Origin of the sequence: Halobacterium sp. DL1, assembly GCA_000230955.3 — an archaeon.
Taxonomy (GTDB): Archaea; Halobacteriota; Halobacteria; order Halobacteriales; family Halobacteriaceae; genus Halobacterium.
In genome coordinates, this window is the sequence record CP007060.1 from 682,534 (window position 1) to 700,409 (window position 17,876).

The 17,876-nt window shown below is 70.1% G+C and carries 20 protein-coding genes; 10 read left to right on the top strand and 10 right to left on the bottom strand.

Annotated features, from left to right (window positions below):
* Window positions 1-124 precede the first annotated feature (124 nt).
* The 3 genes from HALDL1_04925 to HALDL1_04935 all read left to right on the top strand — a co-directional run bounded on the left by HALDL1_04925 (window position 125) and on the right by HALDL1_04935 (window position 2,954).
* The gene (locus HALDL1_04925; GenBank protein AHG05173.1) at window positions 125-571 is read left to right on the top strand and encodes a hypothetical protein; all 447 of its coding nucleotides are present in this window, start codon (window positions 125-127) and stop codon (window positions 569-571) included.
* A 73-nt stretch (window positions 572-644) separates the two neighbouring features.
* Entirely contained in the window at window positions 645-2,381 is a 1,737-nt protein-coding gene (locus HALDL1_04930; GenBank protein ID AHG03009.1) for a DNA mismatch repair protein, read from the top strand.
* A 54-nt stretch (window positions 2,382-2,435) separates the two neighbouring features.
* Window positions 2,436-2,954 carry a hypothetical protein gene (locus tag HALDL1_04935; GenBank protein ID AHG03010.1) on the top strand — a complete coding sequence of 173 codons (519 nt, stop codon included), beginning with the start codon at window positions 2,436-2,438 and terminating at the stop codon, window positions 2,952-2,954.
* Here the strand turns inward: HALDL1_04935 and HALDL1_04940 are convergent, their stop codons facing one another.
* The 10 genes from HALDL1_04940 to HALDL1_04985 form a co-directional block, all read right to left on the bottom strand.
* Window positions 2,955-3,116 (bottom strand): hypothetical protein, encoded by a 162-nt coding sequence (locus HALDL1_04940; protein ID AHG03011.1) that lies wholly within the window; start codon window positions 3,114-3,116, stop codon window positions 2,955-2,957.
* 4 nt (window positions 3,117-3,120) lie between these two features.
* Complete coding sequence (locus HALDL1_04945; protein ID AHG03012.1) at window positions 3,121-3,852, bottom strand: acetyltransferase; 732 nt, start codon at window positions 3,850-3,852, stop codon at window positions 3,121-3,123.
* Window positions 3,853-3,915: 63 nt separating this feature from the next.
* The gene (locus tag HALDL1_04950) at window positions 3,916-4,302 is read right to left on the bottom strand and encodes a hypothetical protein (protein AHG03013.1); all 387 of its coding nucleotides are present in this window, start codon (window positions 4,300-4,302) and stop codon (window positions 3,916-3,918) included.
* Entirely contained in the window at window positions 4,299-5,972 is a 1,674-nt protein-coding gene (locus HALDL1_04955) for a flavoprotein (GenBank protein AHG03014.1), read from the bottom strand. Before HALDL1_04955 ends, HALDL1_04950 begins: the two co-directional genes overlap by 4 nt.
* The gene (locus HALDL1_04960) at window positions 5,965-7,632 is read right to left on the bottom strand and encodes an electron transfer flavoprotein subunit alpha (protein AHG03015.1); all 1,668 of its coding nucleotides are present in this window, start codon (window positions 7,630-7,632) and stop codon (window positions 5,965-5,967) included. Before HALDL1_04960 ends, HALDL1_04955 begins: the two co-directional genes overlap by 8 nt.
* 2 nt (window positions 7,633-7,634) lie before the next feature.
* Window positions 7,635-8,483, bottom strand: a complete 849-nt coding sequence (locus tag HALDL1_04965) for an electron transfer flavoprotein subunit beta (GenBank protein ID AHG03016.1) — start codon at window positions 8,481-8,483, stop codon at window positions 7,635-7,637.
* A 2-nt stretch (window positions 8,484-8,485) separates the two neighbouring features.
* Window positions 8,486-8,815, bottom strand: coding sequence for a ferredoxin (locus HALDL1_04970; protein AHG03017.1), 330 nt, complete (start codon window positions 8,813-8,815; stop codon window positions 8,486-8,488).
* Between the two features lie 123 nt (window positions 8,816-8,938).
* Window positions 8,939-9,529: a 50S ribosomal protein L15 gene (locus HALDL1_04975; GenBank protein AHG03018.1), complete on the bottom strand. Its 591-nt coding sequence runs from the start codon at window positions 9,527-9,529 to the stop codon at window positions 8,939-8,941.
* Between the two features lie 152 nt (window positions 9,530-9,681).
* Window positions 9,682-10,677, bottom strand: coding sequence for a hypothetical protein (locus tag HALDL1_04980; GenBank protein AHG03019.1), 996 nt, complete (start codon window positions 10,675-10,677; stop codon window positions 9,682-9,684).
* 94 nt (window positions 10,678-10,771) lie between these two features.
* On the bottom strand, window positions 10,772-12,424 hold the full coding sequence (locus tag HALDL1_04985; protein ID AHG05174.1) for a hypothetical protein: 1,653 nt from the start codon (window positions 12,422-12,424) through the stop codon (window positions 10,772-10,774).
* A gap of 162 nt (window positions 12,425-12,586) precedes the next feature.
* Here HALDL1_04985 and HALDL1_04990 point away from each other — a divergent pair, with 162 nt between their 5' ends.
* Genes HALDL1_04990 through HALDL1_05020 form a run of 7 tightly spaced genes read left to right on the top strand, consistent with a single transcriptional unit; the run spans window position 12,587 to window position 17,802 of the window.
* Complete coding sequence (locus HALDL1_04990; GenBank protein AHG03020.1) at window positions 12,587-13,234, top strand: cob(I)alamin adenosyltransferase; 648 nt, start codon at window positions 12,587-12,589, stop codon at window positions 13,232-13,234.
* 48 nt (window positions 13,235-13,282) lie between these two features.
* Complete coding sequence (locus tag HALDL1_04995; protein AHG03021.1) at window positions 13,283-13,909, top strand: HAD family hydrolase; 627 nt, start codon at window positions 13,283-13,285, stop codon at window positions 13,907-13,909.
* Complete coding sequence (locus HALDL1_05000) at window positions 13,900-14,805, top strand: cobalamin biosynthesis protein CbiB (GenBank protein ID AHG03022.1); 906 nt, start codon at window positions 13,900-13,902, stop codon at window positions 14,803-14,805. Before HALDL1_04995 ends, HALDL1_05000 begins: the two co-directional genes overlap by 10 nt.
* Window positions 14,796-15,551: a cobalamin synthase gene (locus HALDL1_05005; GenBank protein ID AHG03023.1), complete on the top strand. Its 756-nt coding sequence runs from the start codon at window positions 14,796-14,798 to the stop codon at window positions 15,549-15,551. Before HALDL1_05000 ends, HALDL1_05005 begins: the two co-directional genes overlap by 10 nt.
* Window positions 15,551-16,099 (top strand): GTP:adenosylcobinamide-phosphateguanylyl transferase-like protein, encoded by a 549-nt coding sequence (locus HALDL1_05010; protein ID AHG03024.1) that lies wholly within the window; start codon window positions 15,551-15,553, stop codon window positions 16,097-16,099. The genes HALDL1_05005 and HALDL1_05010 overlap by 1 nt, the downstream gene beginning before the upstream one ends.
* Window positions 16,089-17,099: a threonine-phosphate decarboxylase gene (locus tag HALDL1_05015; protein ID AHG03025.1), complete on the top strand. Its 1,011-nt coding sequence runs from the start codon at window positions 16,089-16,091 to the stop codon at window positions 17,097-17,099. Before HALDL1_05010 ends, HALDL1_05015 begins: the two co-directional genes overlap by 11 nt.
* The gene (locus HALDL1_05020; GenBank protein AHG03026.1) at window positions 17,092-17,802 is read left to right on the top strand and encodes an adenosylcobinamide amidohydrolase; all 711 of its coding nucleotides are present in this window, start codon (window positions 17,092-17,094) and stop codon (window positions 17,800-17,802) included. The genes HALDL1_05015 and HALDL1_05020 overlap by 8 nt, the downstream gene beginning before the upstream one ends.
* The last annotated feature ends 74 nt before the right edge of the window (window positions 17,803-17,876 follow it).

Below are 17,876 nucleotides of genomic sequence, written 5' to 3' on the forward strand. Positions count from 1 at the left end.
GAGGGCAACGGGGTGGCGGCTGTTATGCTCGTCGGTTGGGACGGAATCGGGTCCGCAGCGGGTGTCCAGCGGGGTCGTCTTTCACCGGGGGTTTTTGGGTTCGCAGGCGCTAGGCCCTCCCCGAATGGCGGACGTCGTCGACAGCGTCGAACGTCGCGCCGAGAACGTCTTCCGGCTACTCGGGCTCGACCGGATCGCCGCCCCGGCGCGGGCGGTCCGCGCTGTCGAGTTCGGCGTCGTCGGCACCACTGGCGCCGTCGTGAACGCCGTCGTCTTCGTCCTCGTACCGGTGGCCTACCTCCTCGCCGGTGCGCTGGCGTTCGCGGGCGGCACCGCCTGGACGTTCGTTCTCAACTGGGTCGTCACGTACGACCGCCCGGGCCACGACCTCCACCGCGCTGCTGCCCGGTACGCGTCCGTCTACGGCCTCGGGTTCGTCGTCTACTCGGTCGCGCTCGCGGTCGGCGTCGAGGTCCTCCACCTGGCCGCGTTCACGGCCAACGTCGGGGCCATCGCCGTCGCCGGCACCGTGAACTTCGCCGGTAGCGAGCTGTTCGCGCTCGGCGAGTGACCCCGTCGGTCACCGTCCGTCCCGGTAGCACGGACCGCGGAAGCCTTTACCCCCGGGTGTCACAGTCGGAGATATGCGACTGGAGGAGTACTGGGGTGTCGGCCCGAAGACGGCCGAACGCCTCGAGACCGAACTCGGGGTGCCGGCGGCCGTCGACGCCATCGAGAGCGCGGACGTGCGGGCGCTCGTCGAGGCCGGCATCTCTCGCGGCCGCGCCACCCGCATCCTGCGGCGCGCGAACGGCGGCGAGGGGATGGAGAAACTCGCCACCGACGACACCCGGGCCGTCTACAAGGAACTCGTCTCGCTGGCCGCGACGTACGCGGTGACCCGGCACGCGGGCGACCGCATCCGCGTGCTCACGCCGCTCACCGACCGCGCGGCGATGAGCGAGCGCCTCGACGCCGTCGAGGCCGCCCTGGAGACGTGGCGCGGCCTCGACGGCGAACGCCGCCGGGCCGTCCTCGACGTCTTCGAATCGCACGACGGTGACAGCCGACGGGCGGCCGTCGAAACGGCGCTAGCGCTCGACGACGTGGGCGTCTCCGGGGGCGTCTTCGCGTCCGTCGTCGGCCTCGACAGGGACCGACTGGAGGCGGCCGCCGATGCACTCCGCCACCTCACCGACGACGGCGTCGCCGAGGGCGCGGACGCCAAACTCGACCGACTCCGGGAGCGCACGGACGCGCTGGACCGTCTCGAACGCGACACCTTCGACGTGCTCGAGGCGGTGCGCTCGGAGGGCGTCGAGGGGACCGACGAGTTCCGCGAGGCGTTCGTCCAGTACGTCGCCACGGAGGCCGACGTGGAACCGCGGCAGGTCCGGAACGCGATGGTCGCGGACGCCGCCGACGCCCCCGACTTCGTGAGCACGACGCTCCGCGAACTCTCTGGGGAGCTCCGAGAGCGCGCCGACGAGCGCGCCGAGGAGGTCGCGGCCGACCTCCGTGGCTCCATCTCGGGCGCTCGCGAGGAAGTCGACGCGGCCGTCGACGCGGTCAGCGACCTCGCCTTCCACCTCTCGCTGGCGCGGTTCGCGGACGCCCACGACCTCGTACGGCCGGAGTTCGTCGCCCACGACGCGCTCGCCGTCCGGAACGCCCGCAACCTCACGCTCGCCGCGGAGGACGGCGACGTCCAGCCGGTGACCTACGCAATCGGCGACCACGACCTCGCGGACGTGCCGTCGGGCGACCGCGTCGCCGTGCTCACGGGGGCGAACTCCGGCGGGAAGACGACGCTGCTGGAGACGCTCTGCCAGGTCGCGCTGCTCGCCGCGATGGGACTCCCGGTGCCCGCCGAGCGCGCGGCGGTCGGACCGGTGGACTCCATCGTCTTCCACCGCCGCCACGCCTCGTTCAACGCGGGCGTCCTGGAAGCGACGCTGAACTCCGTCGTCCCGCCGCTGGCGACCGGCGAGCGGACCCTGATGCTGGTCGACGAGTTCGAGGCCATCACGGAACCCGGGAGCGCCGCCGACCTGCTCCACGGCCTCGTCACGCTCACCGTCGACCAGGACGCCCTCGGCGTCTTCGTCACCCACCTCGCCGACGACCTGGAGCCGCTGCCCGACGTGGCGCGCACGGACGGCATCTTCGCGGAGGGGCTGAGCCAGGACCTCGCGCTCCTCGTCGACTACCAGCCCCGCTTCGACACGGTCGGGAAGTCGACGCCCGAGTTCATCGTCTCCCGGCTCGTCGCGGACTCGGCGGACCGCTCGGAGCGCGCGGGCTACGAGACGCTCGCCCGCGCGGTAGGCGAGGAGGCCGTCCAGCGCACGCTCGCGGACGCCAAGTGGACCCAGGGGTAGCGGGATGCTACCGGTTACGCCAACGACTTGGGGGCTGGCCCACGTGGTCGACGTATGCCCGTCGAGTTCTCAGTCGTCGCGTCGCTCGTCGCCGTCGTCGCCCTGCTGGCGGTGTCGGCGTTCTTCTCTAGCACAGAGATCGCGCTGTTCTCGCTGACGCCAGAGCGACTCGACACGCTCGCGGCGAGTGACGCCCGCGGACCGGGTCTCCAGCGCCTCCGGGAGGACCCACACCGACTGCTGGTGACGATCCTCGTCGGCAACAACGTCGTCAACATCGCGACGTCGAGCATCCTCACGGTGCTGCTGGTGACCTACCTCCCGCCGGAACTCGCCGTCGTCGGGACGACGCTCGTGGCGACGACGCTGGTGCTCGTCTGTGGCGAGATTCTCCCGAAGTCCTGGGGGCTGGCGAACGCCGAATCCTGGGCGCTCACGTCAGCGAGACCCGTGAAGTACGTCGGACTGGCGCTGTGGCCGCTCGTAACGTTCTTCGACGTACTCACGCGGCGGCTCGCAGGCGTCACTGGTGGCAGCCCCGACATCGAGCGGGAACTGCTCGAAGAAGAGTAGCTACGGCCACTCGGCGTCGGCGCCCTCCATGGGCGTCGCGACGACGCCGTCGCGCTGGCTCAGGCTCCGTGCGTGCGGGAGACAGACGTCGCGGTCCGGGCCGCGGGGGTCGTGGACGCGGACGGCCGCCGGGCGGGAACAGCCGTCCTCGGCGCAGACCATCGCCTCAGAGCCGGACCGCCATCATCACCTCGTCGACGTAGTCGTCGTCGAGCTTGTAGTGGTCCTCGCGGACGGCCTCGATCTCCCAGCCGTTGGTCTTCAGGAACTCGACGGCCTCCTCGTTCGACGACGGGACGCTGTTGTACATCTTCTCGTACCCGCGGCTGCCGGCCCACGCGAGGCCGCGCTCGAGGAGGTGGCTGCCGATGCCGTGGCCGCGGTACGTCTCGATGACGCCGACCGTGAGCTCGGCGGTGTGTTCGAGCTTCTCGAGTTCGGAGCCCGCGACGTGTACCCACCCGACCACGTCGGTACCGACCGTGGCGACGAAGAACATCCGCTCCTCGAGTTCGTTGTGCCGGAGGATGACCTCCTGGTGGTCGATGACGTCCGCGACGGACTCGGCTTCGATGTACGTGCGCTCGCTGGCGACCTGCCGGATGGCGCCGACGAGCCCCGTCAGGTCCGACTGGTGGGCGGGCCGCACGACGAACTCCAGGTCGCCGTCGCGGTGCTCCTCGGCGGCGACGTCGTCGAAGGCGACGGCGATGCGGCCGTCGTCGACGGTGACGTAGCCGTCGCGTCGCAGGATGGCGACGTGGTGGCGGACGCCCCGCGGGTCGAGGCGGAGGCCGTCCTCGATGTCGTCGAACCCGCACTCGCCGTGGCGCTCGACGTAGTTGTAGATGCGTTCGCGGTCGTCGTGGCCGAACTCCATGCCCTGCTCGAGGTTCATGATAGTTCGTACTAAACCAGCCTATGTAAACCTTTGTCACCCGTTACCACGCAACAGTCGGTGTCAGCTCTCCGCGTTCACCCGCTCGGGCACGTGCGTGAGCACCTGGGCCGTGTCGACGACGTTCCGCGTGTCGACGAGCACCGTCGCGGCCTCGCGGATGGAGAAGTCGGCGTCGAGTTGCACGCCGTAACACTGCGCGTACAGCGACAGCCAGCTGTTCAGCGACTGTTCGAGCAGGGAGAGTTCGACGTCGGTGAACGGCGCGGGCTCGCCGCCGGTCCGCCCCTCGACGTAGACGGAGATGGCCGGACCGACGCCCTCGCGGAGGTACTCGAGGGCCTCCGCCTCGTTCGGCGGCTCCTCGGGCGGCTCGAAGCGCTCGCTGTCCCGCTGGGCGCGGTTCGCCAGCGGCTTGATGCGCTCCCAGTACGGCGACCGGTCGCTCATCCCTGTTCGAACTCGACACCCTTCCCGCCACGGGGGTGTTCCCACTCGGTGTCCGCGACGACCGCGCAGGTGCCACACTCCACGCAGGGCTGGGTGTCGAGGCTCACCACGCGCTCCTCGTCGCCGTTGCGCTGGACGGTCTCCGAGCGGTAACAGCCGCCGCCGAAGTCCTCGGCGCTCACCGGACACGCCGCCACGGCCGCGCCGCTCGCCTCGTAGGAGTTGTCTCGCAGTTCGATGTGGGGGTTGCCGACGTCCGTGTCGTAGGTGAGGTCGCCGATGCGGTCGGCGAGACTCGGCGGTTCGACACTCGACTCGCTGGTGATGTGGGCGCCGAGTTCCTCGGCGATGACCGTCGGCAGCGTCACGTACGGTGTCTGGGTGTCCGGCACGATAGACGCGAGGTACGGCGACCCGTACAGCGCTTCGAGGCGGCCGCCGAGCGCGCGCACCGCTGCCCGCCCCGCGAACGACGTCAGCACGCCGTCGACCACGCTGGTCACGGCGTCGTGCTCGCCGAGCGCGCTGGTCACGCGGTAGCCCGACGGGCGGAGTTTGTCCATTACGCCCTCGTCGCGGAGGCGGCGCTCGTAGCGCTTGCCAGCGCTCGTCGGGTTGTCCCGGTGCTCGGCCTCGACGAACGCCTCCGCGGCCAGCGCGCCCGCGCTCACGGCGTGGTTCATCCCCTTGATGATGGGGCCCTGGGCCTGCATCTGACCGGCCGCGTCCCCCACCAGCAGGAGCCGTCCCTCGTGGGGCGAGGGGTGGGCGGCCTTCTTCGAGTCCGGCACGAGTTTCGCGCCGTACTCCAGTTCCTCGTAGTCGTCGCCCAGCCAGTCCGCCAGCAGCGGGTGGGTGAGCAGCGCGTCGAGCAGTTCGTGCGGTTCGGCCTCCTCGGCGACCAGGCTGTCGAGGTGGAACACCGTCCCGATGGACAGCGACCCCTCGTTCGTGTAGCAGAAGCCGCCGCCGCGGACGTCCTCGAAGAGGTCCCCCGAGAACAGGTGGGCGACGCCCTCGTCGGCGTCGATGCCGAAGCGCTCGTTGACCACCTCGGGGTCCACGTCGACGACGGCCTTCACGCCCTGGAACCACTCCTCGGGTTCGTCCCAGTCCATCAGGCCCGCGTCCCGCGCGAGTTCGCTGTTCACGCCGTCGGCGGCGATCACGACGTCGGCCCGGATGGGGTTGAGTTCGTCGCAGGTGACGCCGACTATCTCGCCGTTCTCCCTGAGCAGGCCGTTGACCCGTACGCCCGTCAGCAGGCCGCCACCCGTCTCCCGGGCGCGCTCGTGGACGCGCTCGGCGAGCCACGAGTCCATGTGCCGCCGGAGCACGGCGTCCGACCACTCGGTGTCGTGCTCGTGGAGCTCCGTGATGTCGAACGTCTCGACCTGCCGCCCGGCGACGTTGTGGAGGTAGTACTCCGTCACGGGGCGCTCGGTCGCCGCCTCCCGGACGCCCGGGAAGAGGTCGTCGAGCGTGTACGGCGCGGACTCCTCGCCGTACAGCAGCCCCCCGCTCACGTTCTTCGACCCGGCCTCGACGCCGCGTTCGAGGACGAGTGTCTCTACGTCGTTGTCCGCCAGTGCCGCGGCCGCCGCCGCCCCGCCAGGGCCGGCGCCGACCACGACCGCCTCGTAGTGCTCGTAGTCGTCAGTTTCAGTCATCGGATGCACCGCCTGTAGCCGCGAGTTCTTCGACGTCCAGTTCCCCACTCTCCAGCGCGTCGGTCAGCACGGGCAACACCTCGAAGAGGTCGCCCTCCACGAAGTAGTCCGAGAAGTCCCGGATGTCCGCGTCGGGGTCGGTGTTGATGGAGACGATTGTGTCGGACTCGTCCATCCCGACCTTGTGCTGGACCGCACCGCTGATGCCCGCCGCGACGTACAGTTTCGGCTCGACGACCTGTCCGGTCTCGCCGATCTGTCGCTCCTCGCTGGCGTACTGCTCGACGTGGCCGTCGAAGTCGTACGACGAGGTGACGATGCCGCGGGTGATGCCCATCGCGGCGTCCTCGAATGCGTTCGTCAGTTCGAGGCCGAGTTCCATCCCCTCGGTGGGGTCGTCGCCGATACCGCGGCCGAGCGCCACGACGACGTCGTGGCCCGTCAGGTCGACGCCGCTGTCGAGTTCGTCGTACTCCGTGACCTCGACCTGGAACCACGACTCGGGCAGCGAGAAGTCGTACTCGTGCACCTCGCCCTCACGCCCGGTGTCGGGCTCCGGCACCTCGAAGCTCCCCGGGATGACCGAGGCGCCCTGCGGGTGGAACTCCCGCGTCGGGTTGTCCAGACAGAGGATGGTGGAGTACTCGAAGCCCGAGAAGTCCGGGCGCTTCATGTGGAGGACGCGCTCGAAGCGCTTCTTCTCGCCCTCACGCCCCGTCTTCGCGGGGTTCGAGATGACGGTGTCGTCGATGTACAGCCCCGAGCAGTCGCTCGCCAGGCCGCTGTCGAGTTCGCCCTGCACCTGTGCGGAGAGGTCACGGCCGTTGTTCGTCGCCGGGAACAGCACGTACCGCGGTTCGTCGTAGTCGCGCCACGACGAGTCACCGGCGTCCGGTTCCGCGTCGAGTTCACCGCCGGCGCGAGCCATCGCGGAGAACAGCTCCGCGTACGGCTTGTGCCGGAACCGTTCCAGTTCGGGGTCGTCCTGGTAGACGACCACGTCGGCGCCGCACGCGATGGCCTCGTCGGCCAGGTCACCGACCTCGTCCTCGAGCAGCACGGCGACGACTCGCTCGTCGTCCCCGTCGTCGTACTCCTCGTTGTAGCCGTCCATCAGGCCTCGCGCCTTCCCGAGCATCTCTCGTGAGACGTCGAGCAGGTCGCCGTCCTTCGTCTCGCAGAACACCCACATGTCCTCGTAGGTGCCGTCCTCCATCTCCTCGACGTACTGCTTGTCCGCGGTCGGGTGGTCGAGGTCGGGGTACTTCTCCTCGGGCGGCACACGCTCAATCTCCTCCTCGCGCTCCCCGCTGCCCTGGATGGAGTCGATGCGCTTCTGGACGAGGCGCTTGACGCTGTCGCGGTCCTCGCCGCTCTCCTCGCGCTCGATCAGTTCCTCCAGTCGCTCGACGCTGTCGATGTTCTGGAGTTCGTTGGCGAGGTCAGCGGGGCTCATCTCCGTCGGGTCGAGGTCCTCGCGGTCCTCGGCCTCGTCCTCGCGGAACTTCTCGATGCGGGACTGGATGAGCTGTTTCGCGCCGGCGCGGTCCTTCCCGGCTTTCTCCGTCTCGAGGATGTCCTCGAGTTCGTCGACGTCCTCGACGTCCTGTATCTCGGGACCGAGTTCGGAGATGTCGTAGTCGTTCGGGTCGAGCGCCACTGTCAGTCACCCCCCGCGAACTGCTGGAGTTCGTCGACGACCTGCTCCATCCCCTCCTCGTCCCGCGCGTCGACCATCGTTGCGTCCCGCTCGGCGGGCGCCTTCGGAATCGGGTCCACCCCGGAGACGATGGTCGGCGAGCCGTCCAGGCCGATGTAGTCGGGGTCGAGGTTGAGGTCCTCGTGGTCCCACACTGTCAGGTGGTCCTCGTGGTCCTCGGCGCGCTCAGTGGTCTCTGCCCGCCGGTCCTTGTGTTCGAGGCGGTGGGCGGCCTTCCGGTAGGTCGGTTCGAACTCGGGGTCGGTGACGACGAACGCCGGCAGCGACGCCTCGACGGTCTCTATCTCGTCGACGTCGCCCGCGACGAGGCGCTTCGCCCGCACGCGCCCCTCCTCGGGTTCCACGTCGAGCGCGACGACGTGGGTGAGAATCGGCCAGTCGAGACACCACGCGGTCTGCGGGCCGGTGTGGCCGGTCTCGCCGTCGGCGGTCTTGAACCCCGCGAACACGAGGTCGGGTTCGAGTCGTTCGAGGCCTGTCGCCAGCGTCATCGCCGTCGCCCACGTGTCGGCGGCCGCCATCTCGCGGTCCGACAGCAGGTAGAGGTCGTCGGCGTAGACGGACGCCATCGCCTCGCGGAGCACGTCGCCGTAGCCCGGCGGCCCCATGCTCATCACGCTCGCGGTGCCGCCCTGCCGTATCTTCGTCTGGAGCGCCGCGCGCAGTGCGTGCTTGTCGTTCGGGTTCATGACGGTTGGCGTGTCGCCGCGTTCGAGGTGGCCGTCCTCGTCGAAGGACACCTGTCCCTCGCGGAAGTCCGGCACGCCCTTTGTCAGTGTGACCGTGTGCATCGTCAGGTTCGCCCCGCTCGACCGGCGTCGACGTCGATGGCGTCGACGGGGCAGACGTCGACGCAGAGCATGCAGTCGATGCACTGGCTCTCGTTGGCGGGGTCGGCCTTCAGCTCGGATTCGGGGTGGTCGGGGGAGTCGACCCATTCGAAGACGTCGACGGGGCAGTCCTCGACGCAGGCGCCGTCGGCGATGCAGATGTCGAAGTCGACGGCGACGTGCGTGCCGTGGATGCCGAGTTTCTCGGGTTCCTCGACTGGCCCCCAGACGTCGTGGCCCTCGTGGGTGTCTACCTTCTCGCGGTTCTGTTCGAAGTTCGCGTCTATGGCCATTGGTATACAGTAGCAGGCAGCCCGCATACACTTAAATCTACCAGGGAGATTCGTGATACTCCGTGTAGGCGCAGCGCTCGCGCTACGCGGCGCGGAGAACTGCAGAAGTGAGACCGCCGTCCGCTACGACTTCCGGCGCTTGCCGGCGTTCGTGCTCGGGCGGACCTTCTCGGCGCCTTTGCCGCGGTTCTGGAGGCCGCGAGCGCGGCGACCCGCGCTCGTCAGGCCGCGGAAGACGCGGTTCTCCTGGGAGTCTTCACAGATCCAGTTGAGGTCGTCGTCGTTCTTGATGGCGCCGTGCTCGGGGTCGAGGAGAATCACTTCGAACCACTTCTGGGAGCCGTCCTCGCCCACCCAGTAGGAGTTCAGCACGCGGAGGTTGATGAACTTCCGCGACGCGCGCTCCTCGGCGATGCGCTGGAGGTTCTTCGCGCGGCCGATGCGGTTGACGCCCTGGCGCTTCGTCCGGCGGCCCGCCTTGAATCGGGACTTCCGGGCGGTGCCCTTCCGGACGCTGACGCGGGCGACGACAACGCCCTGCTTGGCCTTGTAGCCGAGTTCGCGGGCCTTGTCGAGGCGCGTCGGTCGGTCGATGCGTTCGATGGCGCCCTGCTTGCGCCACTCCTGCTTGCGCTGCCACTGGAGCTCGGCGAGTTTCCCGTCGCTGGGATTCCGCCAGGCTTCCTTGATGTGGGAGTAGAGGCTTCGTGTCATGTGTTGTCCGCGGGCGTTGCGTGGTTCAATCCGCGAGGCACGCAGCGCCTCACGGATCACATCCCGTCCTGACTGTGGTCAGGAGCCCGCTGGAGCCCGCTCGCCAGCGAGTTACCCTGAGTTCGAATCGGTCGGGGTTAAGAACTTCGGAACTACTCGACGTCGAAGGTGAGGTCCGCGCGCTGGAACCGGACGCCCGGGCCGTCGTACGTCTCGACGAGCGTCGCCCCGTCGAAGTTCTCCGGCACGGAGAACACGAGGACACCACGCGACGTATCTCCGGGCGCCATCCGCGTCGGCAGTAGCTTGCTCTTGAACGTGTTGGTCGTGTTCTGGAACGTCTGGGGCGCCCGGTTCGTCCCGTTGACGTGCAACACGAAGTTACTGGGGCGTAGCGTCGTTATCTCGTCGCCGGCGGTCGCGTTGAACTGGACGACGACGAACGTCTCGTTCGCCCGCGCGCTGTAGTTCCCGACGCTGTTCTGGACGCGGGCATCCCACCGTACCGTCGTCACGTTCGCCGTCCCGTTGGCCGTCGCGTTCCCCGAGTTCGCTAGCGACATCGCCGTGAACGGCGTGCCGGCGTCGGCCGGGCCACCGCCACCACCGCCGCCGACGAACGGGACGAAGCCGAGCAGCGTCGGCCCCGCGAACACGGCCGCGAGCACGACGACGACGGCGGCCGCGATGGGCACGATGGGCACCCCCTTCGGCAGGCCCGACGGCACCGGGAACGGGAGGCTGTCGAACAGGGACCCGCCGCCACCGCCGCCCGTGAACTTGCCGACGAGTTCCTCGACGCCCTCGTCGCGCACCGCCGACGCCAGTTCGTTCGGGTCGAGCAGGTGGACGTCGCCGGCGTCGGCGGCGCTCCGCGCGCCGGTCGTGAACCGGCCGCGGGTCGCCATCACGCGGACGTCGACGCCCTTCTTGTCGCAGAAGGCGGCGAAGTCCTCGACCTCCGAGGCGCCGATCTCGGTCTCGCCGCTGGGGCGAACGCCGATGAGCCCGCGGGTCCCGCTCTCCTTGTCCCCGGCGACGAGGTACGTGCCGTCGTCGTTCGGTGTCACCGACGTGTCCCACCCCTTCTCCGCCCAGAACGCGGCCAGGAACTCCGGGAACGCCGGCTCCTCCATCTCTTCGAACATCACCACCCCCTCCGTCTCGGACGACTCGTTGAGCCCCTCATGAAGCGTGATTTGTCACCGTAAGCAGCATCCCGGCGCACCATAAACTGTCGGGTCACTGCCGCCACCCCAGCAGCGCCGCCGCCGCGAGCGCCACGACCGCCGTGAGCGGCGAGAGCGGCACGAATCCGCCCGAAGACCCACCGTTACTCGCGTTCGCGGGATTCGGTGTCAACGGGTCGCTCTCGTCGACGTCGAGACCCGACGTCGTCTCGGTCCGGGTCCGAGTGGTCGTGGTTGTTTCGTTGCCGGAGTCCTCCGGGGACGGGAGCACCGTCGCGCTGTCCGCGACTGGCACGCCGTCGACCTCGTACGGGCCGTCGCTGGCCTCGAACGCGCCGCTACGGTTGGCATCGGCGACGACTGTCGCCGTCACCTCGGTCGCGTTCTCCAGCGTGGTGTTCAGCGGGACGCGAACCGATTCGTGGGACCCTTCCGGGAGGTACGCGGAGGCGCCGATGGTCTCGTTGTCCGCGGAGAGGCGGACGAATCCGCCGTGGGACGTCGTCACGTTCTGCGCGACCACCGCCCCGTCGGCCACCTGTTGTGACTCGAAGGTCACCGTCGCGTTCGCCGTGGTGAGTCGGACAGTTCGCTCGCTCATGTCCTGGTACTCGCGCACCCACAGCGGGAACGACGTCGGCGGGGTCGCCGCCGAGAAGTCGAAGGTCGCTGTGAACGTGCCGTTGGTCGAGACGTCCACGACGTTCTTCCAGAGGTAGGAGTTCGGCGTCTCCTGGAGCGCCCGCACGTCGAGGGACGTGGTCGGCGCGAGGTTCGTCCGTCCGTCGACGCGCATCGTGGCGTCGTCCCACGGCGCGAGCGTGAACGACGGCTCCGCGGTGAGCGCTACCGCGGGCTCTAACACCTTCGTCCGCTGCTCGACGAGGCGCTCGTCCTCCGCGACGAGGTTGCTGCTGCCGTCGAGTGTGAGCCGGAACTCGTAGGTGTTGTTCGAACTCCGGTGGCGTTCGACCTGGTCGGTGTCCCACAGCACGAGGAACCGGTCGTGGTCTTCGACCTGGGAGATGATTCGGAAGTCCCCCCCAGAGAACTCGTCGGCGACCGTGTTCGGCTCGGGGTCGAGTTCGACGATCTCCGCGGTCAACTCGTCGGCCAGCCCGCTCTCGTTCACCGCCCAGCCGAGTCCGCTCTCGTTGACGACGAACGCCGCGTAGTCGCCGTGGGCGACGGTCCCTCTGGGCGTGACGCGACTGTGGATGTTGCCCGGCTTCGACTCCTCGAAGTCGACGTCTCCGGGAAGCACGCCCGTCGTCCCGGTGGTCTCGCCGCGCTCCGTCACCTCCAGGTTCCCGACGGCTTGCGTGACGCCGTCGATGGTGACCTCCAGCTGGTACTTGCCGGGCTCGATGGCCTCGTCTAGCGGCATCGAGTGGAGGTGGCCACCGTTCACCGAGAGGAACTTGTCCGGGTTCGACCCGGTGGTCCGGTACGTGTCGAACTCGACGATCTTCTTGCCCGACCCGCCCAGCGGCACGACGACCTCGAAGCCGTCGTTCTCGCTGCCGATGGTGAGGTTCCCCGGCGCGGAGTGGCTCACCGTGATGGTCGCAGTTTCGCCCCGCTCGACCGTCACGTAGCCTTCACCGAACGACGCTGACTCGTCGGTCGCCACCACAGGGGTTGCGGCCACTCCAGCCGTGACGAGGAGCAGTGCGACGACGGTGGCGGTGGCGGTACGTGTCATGTGGTGTCGGTACGTTCACCAGTTGTTTCCCGCGTGCTCGTATAAATAGCCGTGGGTCCGCCGCGCCCCGGAGAAATCGGGGGTCTTGAGCCCTCAAACGTTCGTCTAGAGCGATGCGCCGGGACCGGAGGATTCGATAGGCTCGGCCGTGGAGTTCGACCCATGAGCGACGACGCCGACCCCGCAATCGGTCCACAACCCATCGAACCGACCGCGCCCGAGGAGTTCGGCCTCGTGCAGGTCTGGTGGGGCGACGGGAAGGGGAAGACGACGGCCGCGATGGGGATGGGACTGCGGGCGGCCGGCCACGGCTACCGAGTCCACATGCTCCAGTTCATGAAGGGCGGCACGTCCAGCGTCGAGGACGTCCGCGGGGAGTACAACGCCATCGCTGCCCTTCCGGGGTTCACCTACGAGAACTCCGGGCACTACGGCTGGCACGGCTTCCTCGACGAGTCCAACGACGAGGACCACGAGGCCCGCGCGAAGGGCGGCCTCGCTCGCGCCCGGGAACTCCTCGACGCCTCTCACGACGTCGACGGCCCGCTCCCACTCGACGGGTCCGCCGACGACGGCGTCCACCTGTTGATTCTGGACGAGATTCTCTACGCCGCGAACCGAGGCCTCGTCGCCCCCGAGGACGTCGTGGACCTCGTCGAGAACAAGCCCGCGAACCTCGAACTCGTGCTCACGGGCGGCCACGAGGAACCCGCCTACCTCCTCGACAGCGCGGACCTCGTGACGGAGGTACGCAAGCAGAAACACCCCATCGAGGCGGGGCAGGGCGCGCGGAGGGGGACGGAGTTCTGAGCGGCGTGACCGGGTAGTTCAAGTTCACTTGCAGTAATGCAACGCACAGTGGCGACATCGTTCGACTTGTTCGGGACGCTCGTGTCGGCCGACCGGCCGGCCGAGCCGGCGACGGCGGTCGCGGACGCCCTCCGCGAGCGCGACGTCACCGTCCCCGCGGACTGGGCGACCGCCTACCGCGAACCGCAGTTCGACGCCCCAACGGGCGCGGAGCACTCGCTCGCGACCCACGTCGCGGCCGCCCTCGAGAGCCGGAACGTCGACGCATCCAAATCCGCAGTCGACGCGGCGACCCTGGACGCCTTCGACCGCCCCGTCTCGGTTAGAGACGCCGCCCGCGACGCCGTCGATGCGGCCCGCCAGAACGGTCCGGTCGCCGTCCTCTCGAACTGTAGCGTACCCGGCCTCGTCGAGCGGACCCTCGACCGAGCCGATCTCGCTGGCGAATTCGACGCCGTCGTGACGAGCGTGGACTGCGGCTGGCGCAAACCCCACGAGCGTGCGTTCGAGGCCGTCGCGGACGCGCTCGACGTGTCGGCAGAGTCGCTCGTCCACGTCGGCGACGACTCGGAGGCCGACGGCGGCGTCGAGGCTGTCGGTGGCCGCGCGCTGCTGCTCGACGACGCCGAACTCGCAGCGATTGCGGACCAACTGGAGGCGCGAGCGTGGGACTGACCGCCGCCGCGGCCGTCGCGCTCGCCGTCGTCCTCGACGCCGCCGTCGGCGAACCGCCGACGCGCGTCCACCCGGTCGCCTGGTTCGGGCGCCTGGTCGCGCCGTTCGACCGCGAGTGGACCCATCCCCTGGCTGTCGGGGCCAGCGTGGCGCTCGTGCTCCCGTTCGCGGCGGCCCTGGCGGTCGGCGGACTGGTCGCGCTCGCCGGACGCATCGCCCCAGAACTCGCCGCCGCGGTCGCCGGTCTCGCGCTGTTCGCGGCGTCGAGCCGTCGGATGCTGCTGCGCGAAGCCCGCGCCGTCGTCGACGGCACGGAGACGGACCTCGACGCCGCGCGCGGACGCCTTCGCTCGCTCGCGGGCCGCGACGCCGCGGACCTCTCGGCGGGGCAGGTGCGGAGCGCGGCGGTGGAGAGCGCGGCGGAGAATCTCGCCGACGGCCTCGTCGCGCCGCTGCTCGCGTTCGCCGTCGGCGCGTTCGTCTCGCTGCCCGTGGCGGCCGGCGCCGCGGCGTGGGTGAAGGGCGTGAACACGCTCGACTCGATGCTGGGCTACCGCGAGAAGCGCGTCGGCACCCCCAGCGCCCGCCTCGACGACGCCGTGATGTGGCTCCCCGCGAGGCTGAGCGCGCTGTTGCTCGCGGCGACCACGCTCCTCCCGGGGGCCGTCGTCCGCGCTCGCTCCCACGCCGCTGCCCCGCCGTCCCCCAACTCCGGGTGGCCGATGGCGACGCTCGCCGCGGTGCTCGGGGTCCGTCTCCAGAAACCCGGCGTCTACGACCTCCCGCTCGGCGACGCGTTCCCGACCGTTGCAGAGAGTCGCCGCGGTGTCCGCGCGGTGGGGACTGCCGGGCTGCTCGCGGCCGCGCTCGCGGCGGGGGTGGTCGCGTGGTCCTGACCGCGCTGCGGGGCGCTCTCGGATTCCTCACGCGCCTCCCGGTCGGCCACGGGGAGGACGCCTGGCTGGCGTTCCGCGCGTCGCCCTGGGCGTTCCCGCTTGCCGGGTACGCTGTCGGGGCGCTCCTCGCCACCCCGCTCCTCGTCCTGCAGACGTCAGTACCCGGAACCACCGTCGCGTTCGCGTACGTCGCGTGGGTCGTCGCCGTCACCGGCATCAACCACCTCGACGGCGTCGCGGACGTCGGCGACGCCGCCGTGGTCCACGGCGACCCAGACGACCGCCGTGCGGTGCTGAAGGACACCACGGTCGGCGTCGGCGCTGCGACCGCCGTGGCGTTCGTCTTCGTCGGCCTCGCCGCCGGCGCATTCGGCGTCGTCAGCCTTCCGCTCGAACTCGCCGTCGCCGTCGTCGTCGCCGCGGAGGTCGGCGCGAAATTCGGGCAGGCGGCGGTCGCCGCGCTCGGTACGGCCACCCACGAGGGCCTCGGCTCGCAGTTCACGTCTCGAGCGAGCGGGCACGACCTCCTCCCCGCCGCAGTCGTCGCGCTCCCCGCCGTCGCGCTCTCCTGGCCGTCGCCGGCCGCGGGCGGTTCGCTCGCCGGCGCCGTCGGCGCCAGTCTGCTCGCACTCTGGTGGGTTCGGCGCCTCCTCGGCGGCGTCAGCGGGGACGCCTTCGGACTCGTCAACGAGATCGGTCGCGTCGCCGGCCTCCACGCGGGGGTGATCGTGTGGACGCTCTCCTGATGTGCGGTGGGCGGGGCACCCGTCTCGACGCCGACGTCGAGAAGCCGCTGTTCGCGGTCGGCGGGCGGCCGATGGTCGACCGGGTGCGCGACGCGCTCGCCACGAGCCGAATCGAGACCACCTACGCCGTCGTCTCCCCGTACGCGCCCGAAACCAGGGCCCACGTCGCTGGCGACTTGCCCCTCGTCGAGACGCCGGGCGAGGGGTACGTCGCGGATCTCACCAGTGCGCTCGAACGCGTCGAGATGCCCGTCCTCACCGTCGCCGCGGACCTCCCGCTGCTGGCGGGCGAGGTGGTGGACACGGTCCTTTGGAGCGCCGACGGGTCGACGAGCGTGCGCGTCCCCCGGGCGCTGAAGGAGGCACTCGGCGCGAGTTGCGACAGCGAGGAGCCGTGGGTACCGACAGGACTGAACGTCGTGGACGAGGACGAGGACGGCGTGTACCGGAGTTACGACGCCCGCCTCGCGGTCAACGTGAACCGCCGCTCGGACGCCGAACTCGCCGAGCGGCTGCTCGCCGCGGGGGAGGTGAGCGATGGACCCTGACGCCGTCCGCGACGCCGCCCGCGTGCCCCACGGCGGCAGCGACGACCCTGACGTCCTGGACTTCAGCGCGAACGTCAACCCACGGATTCCCGACGGCGTGTGCGAAGTGTACAGCGCGGCGCTCGACGACGCGGCGCGCTACCCGAACGACGCGTATCCGGACTACCGGGCGGCCGCCGCGGGGTACGTGGACTGCGATGCCGAGCGGGTCGTTCCGACGCCGGGCGGCCTCGCGGGTATCCGCCTCGCCGTCGAGACGTGCGTCGAACCCGGCGACAGCGTCCTCGTCCCCTACCCGAGTTTCGGCGAGTACGCACGCGAAGTCGAACTCCAGGGCGCCGACCCGGTGTTCGTCCCCCACGACGAACTGCTCGACGCCGACCCCGCGGGCCACGCGATGGCCGTCGTCTGCAATCCGAACAATCCGACCGGCGACGCCTCCGACCCAGACGCCCTCAGTGAGTTCGCCGCGCGCTGTCGGGGCGCCGGCACGGAACTGCTCGCAGACGAGGCGTTCCTCGGGTTCACCGACCACTCCTCGGTCGCGGGCACGGAAGGCGTCGTCGTCGCGCGCTCGCTGACCAAACTGTTCGGCCTCCCCGGCCTCCGCGCGGGGTTTCTGGTGGCGACTAGCGACCGACTTGCGGACCTCCAGACCGCACGCCGGGCGTGGAACCTCGGTACGCCCGCCGCCGCCGTCGGCGCGCACTCGATGGTCGACGACGAGTTCGTCGAACGGACTCGTGAGCGCGTCGCCAGCGAACGAGCGCGGATGCGCACGGAACTCGACGATCGCTTCGACGTCCACGAATCCGACGCGCCGTTCCTGCTGCTCGACGTCGGCGACCGGGACGTGGCTACACTCGTCGACGCGACGCGCGAGCGAGGGGTCACCATCCGGGACGCGACGACGTTCCGCGGCCTCGACTCGCACGTCCGGGTCGCAGTCAGAACGCCCGCCGAAAACGACCGACTACTGGCGGTGCTCGCGGATGTTTGAGACTGTCGTCGCGGACGACGTCCTCCGCCTTCGACGGTCGGCGACGCGCTGGCTCTCGACGGGATGGGACGGCGGATTCGCCGAGGCCGACGCCGCGTACAACGTCACCGTCCCGGAGGGCTGGCACTGCGAGGACATCGGCACGTACGTCGCGGAGCGCCTCGCTGCGGCGGGGTTCGGCGATGTGGCCGGCGGTCCAGTGTTGCTGACCGGGGTCGGCCAGCGGCACGCCCGCGGCGCGCGCTGCGGGCCGGTCACGGCCGTCGCGACGGCGGGGCTCTCGAACCCCGCGTCGCTCCCGCTCGACCCCGCGGGCGGCGAGTTACCGGCCGACCCCGAACCCGGGGCAGGCACGGTCAACGTCTTCGTCGGCACGGACCGCGCGCTCGACGACGCGGCGCTCGCGAACCTGGTCTCCGTGGCGACGGAGGCGAAGACGGCGACGTTGCTGGGCGAGACGGGGTTCACGGGCACCACGACGGACGCCGTCGTCGCCGCCTGCGACCCGTCGGGCGAACCGGCACCGTTCTCCGGGAGCGCGACCAGGGTCGGCGCCGCGGCGCGGGCGGCCGTGCGAGAGGCGGTCACCGCGAGCGTCGAGTCGCGTTACAGCGACGAGACCGTAGCCGACTCCGTCGCCGACGCGGAGTACGGCGTGCGGACGGACGTGCGGGCGGACGTTTTTGTCCCCGACGAGCCGTGAGCGAACGGGCAGCGACAGGTCCGAATTTTGGCGCTCCCGGGAGCTTCCGGTGCCACGGCGATGTGAACCGGATG

What these genes read in the sequence shown, in the direction of transcription:
- HALDL1_04950 (AHG03013.1), bottom strand. Translation starts at nt 4,302, where the DNA reads ATGAGCGACCGGTCGCCGTACTGGGAGCGCATCAAGCCGCTGGCGAAC.
- HALDL1_04965 (AHG03016.1), bottom strand. Translation starts at nt 8,483, where the DNA reads ATGCACACGGTCACACTGACAAAGGGCGTGCCGGACTTCCGCGAGGGA.
- HALDL1_05010 (AHG03024.1), top strand. Translation starts at nt 15,551, where the DNA reads ATGTGCGGTGGGCGGGGCACCCGTCTCGACGCCGACGTCGAGAAGCCG.
- HALDL1_04975 (AHG03018.1), bottom strand. Translation starts at nt 9,529, where the DNA reads ATGACACGAAGCCTCTACTCCCACATCAAGGAAGCCTGGCGGAATCCC.
- HALDL1_05015 (AHG03025.1), top strand. Translation starts at nt 16,089, where the DNA reads ATGGACCCTGACGCCGTCCGCGACGCCGCCCGCGTGCCCCACGGCGGC.
- HALDL1_04940 (AHG03011.1), bottom strand. Translation starts at nt 3,116, where the DNA reads ATGGTCTGCGCCGAGGACGGCTGTTCCCGCCCGGCGGCCGTCCGCGTC.
- HALDL1_04955 (AHG03014.1), bottom strand. Translation starts at nt 5,972, where the DNA reads ATGACTGAAACTGACGACTACGAGCACTACGAGGCGGTCGTGGTCGGC.
- HALDL1_04935 (AHG03010.1), top strand. Translation starts at nt 2,436, where the DNA reads ATGCCCGTCGAGTTCTCAGTCGTCGCGTCGCTCGTCGCCGTCGTCGCC.
- HALDL1_04925 (AHG05173.1), top strand. Translation starts at nt 125, where the DNA reads ATGGCGGACGTCGTCGACAGCGTCGAACGTCGCGCCGAGAACGTCTTC.
- HALDL1_04945 (AHG03012.1), bottom strand. Translation starts at nt 3,852, where the DNA reads ATGAACCTCGAGCAGGGCATGGAGTTCGGCCACGACGACCGCGAACGC.
- HALDL1_04985 (AHG05174.1), bottom strand. Translation starts at nt 12,424, where the DNA reads ATGACACGTACCGCCACCGCCACCGTCGTCGCACTGCTCCTCGTCACG.
- HALDL1_04970 (AHG03017.1), bottom strand. Translation starts at nt 8,815, where the DNA reads ATGGCCATAGACGCGAACTTCGAACAGAACCGCGAGAAGGTAGACACC.
- HALDL1_04980 (AHG03019.1), bottom strand. Translation starts at nt 10,677, where the DNA reads ATGTTCGAAGAGATGGAGGAGCCGGCGTTCCCGGAGTTCCTGGCCGCG.
- HALDL1_04990 (AHG03020.1), top strand. Translation starts at nt 12,587, where the DNA reads ATGAGCGACGACGCCGACCCCGCAATCGGTCCACAACCCATCGAACCG.
- HALDL1_04930 (AHG03009.1), top strand. Translation starts at nt 645, where the DNA reads ATGCGACTGGAGGAGTACTGGGGTGTCGGCCCGAAGACGGCCGAACGC.
- HALDL1_05020 (AHG03026.1), top strand. Translation starts at nt 17,092, where the DNA reads ATGTTTGAGACTGTCGTCGCGGACGACGTCCTCCGCCTTCGACGGTCG.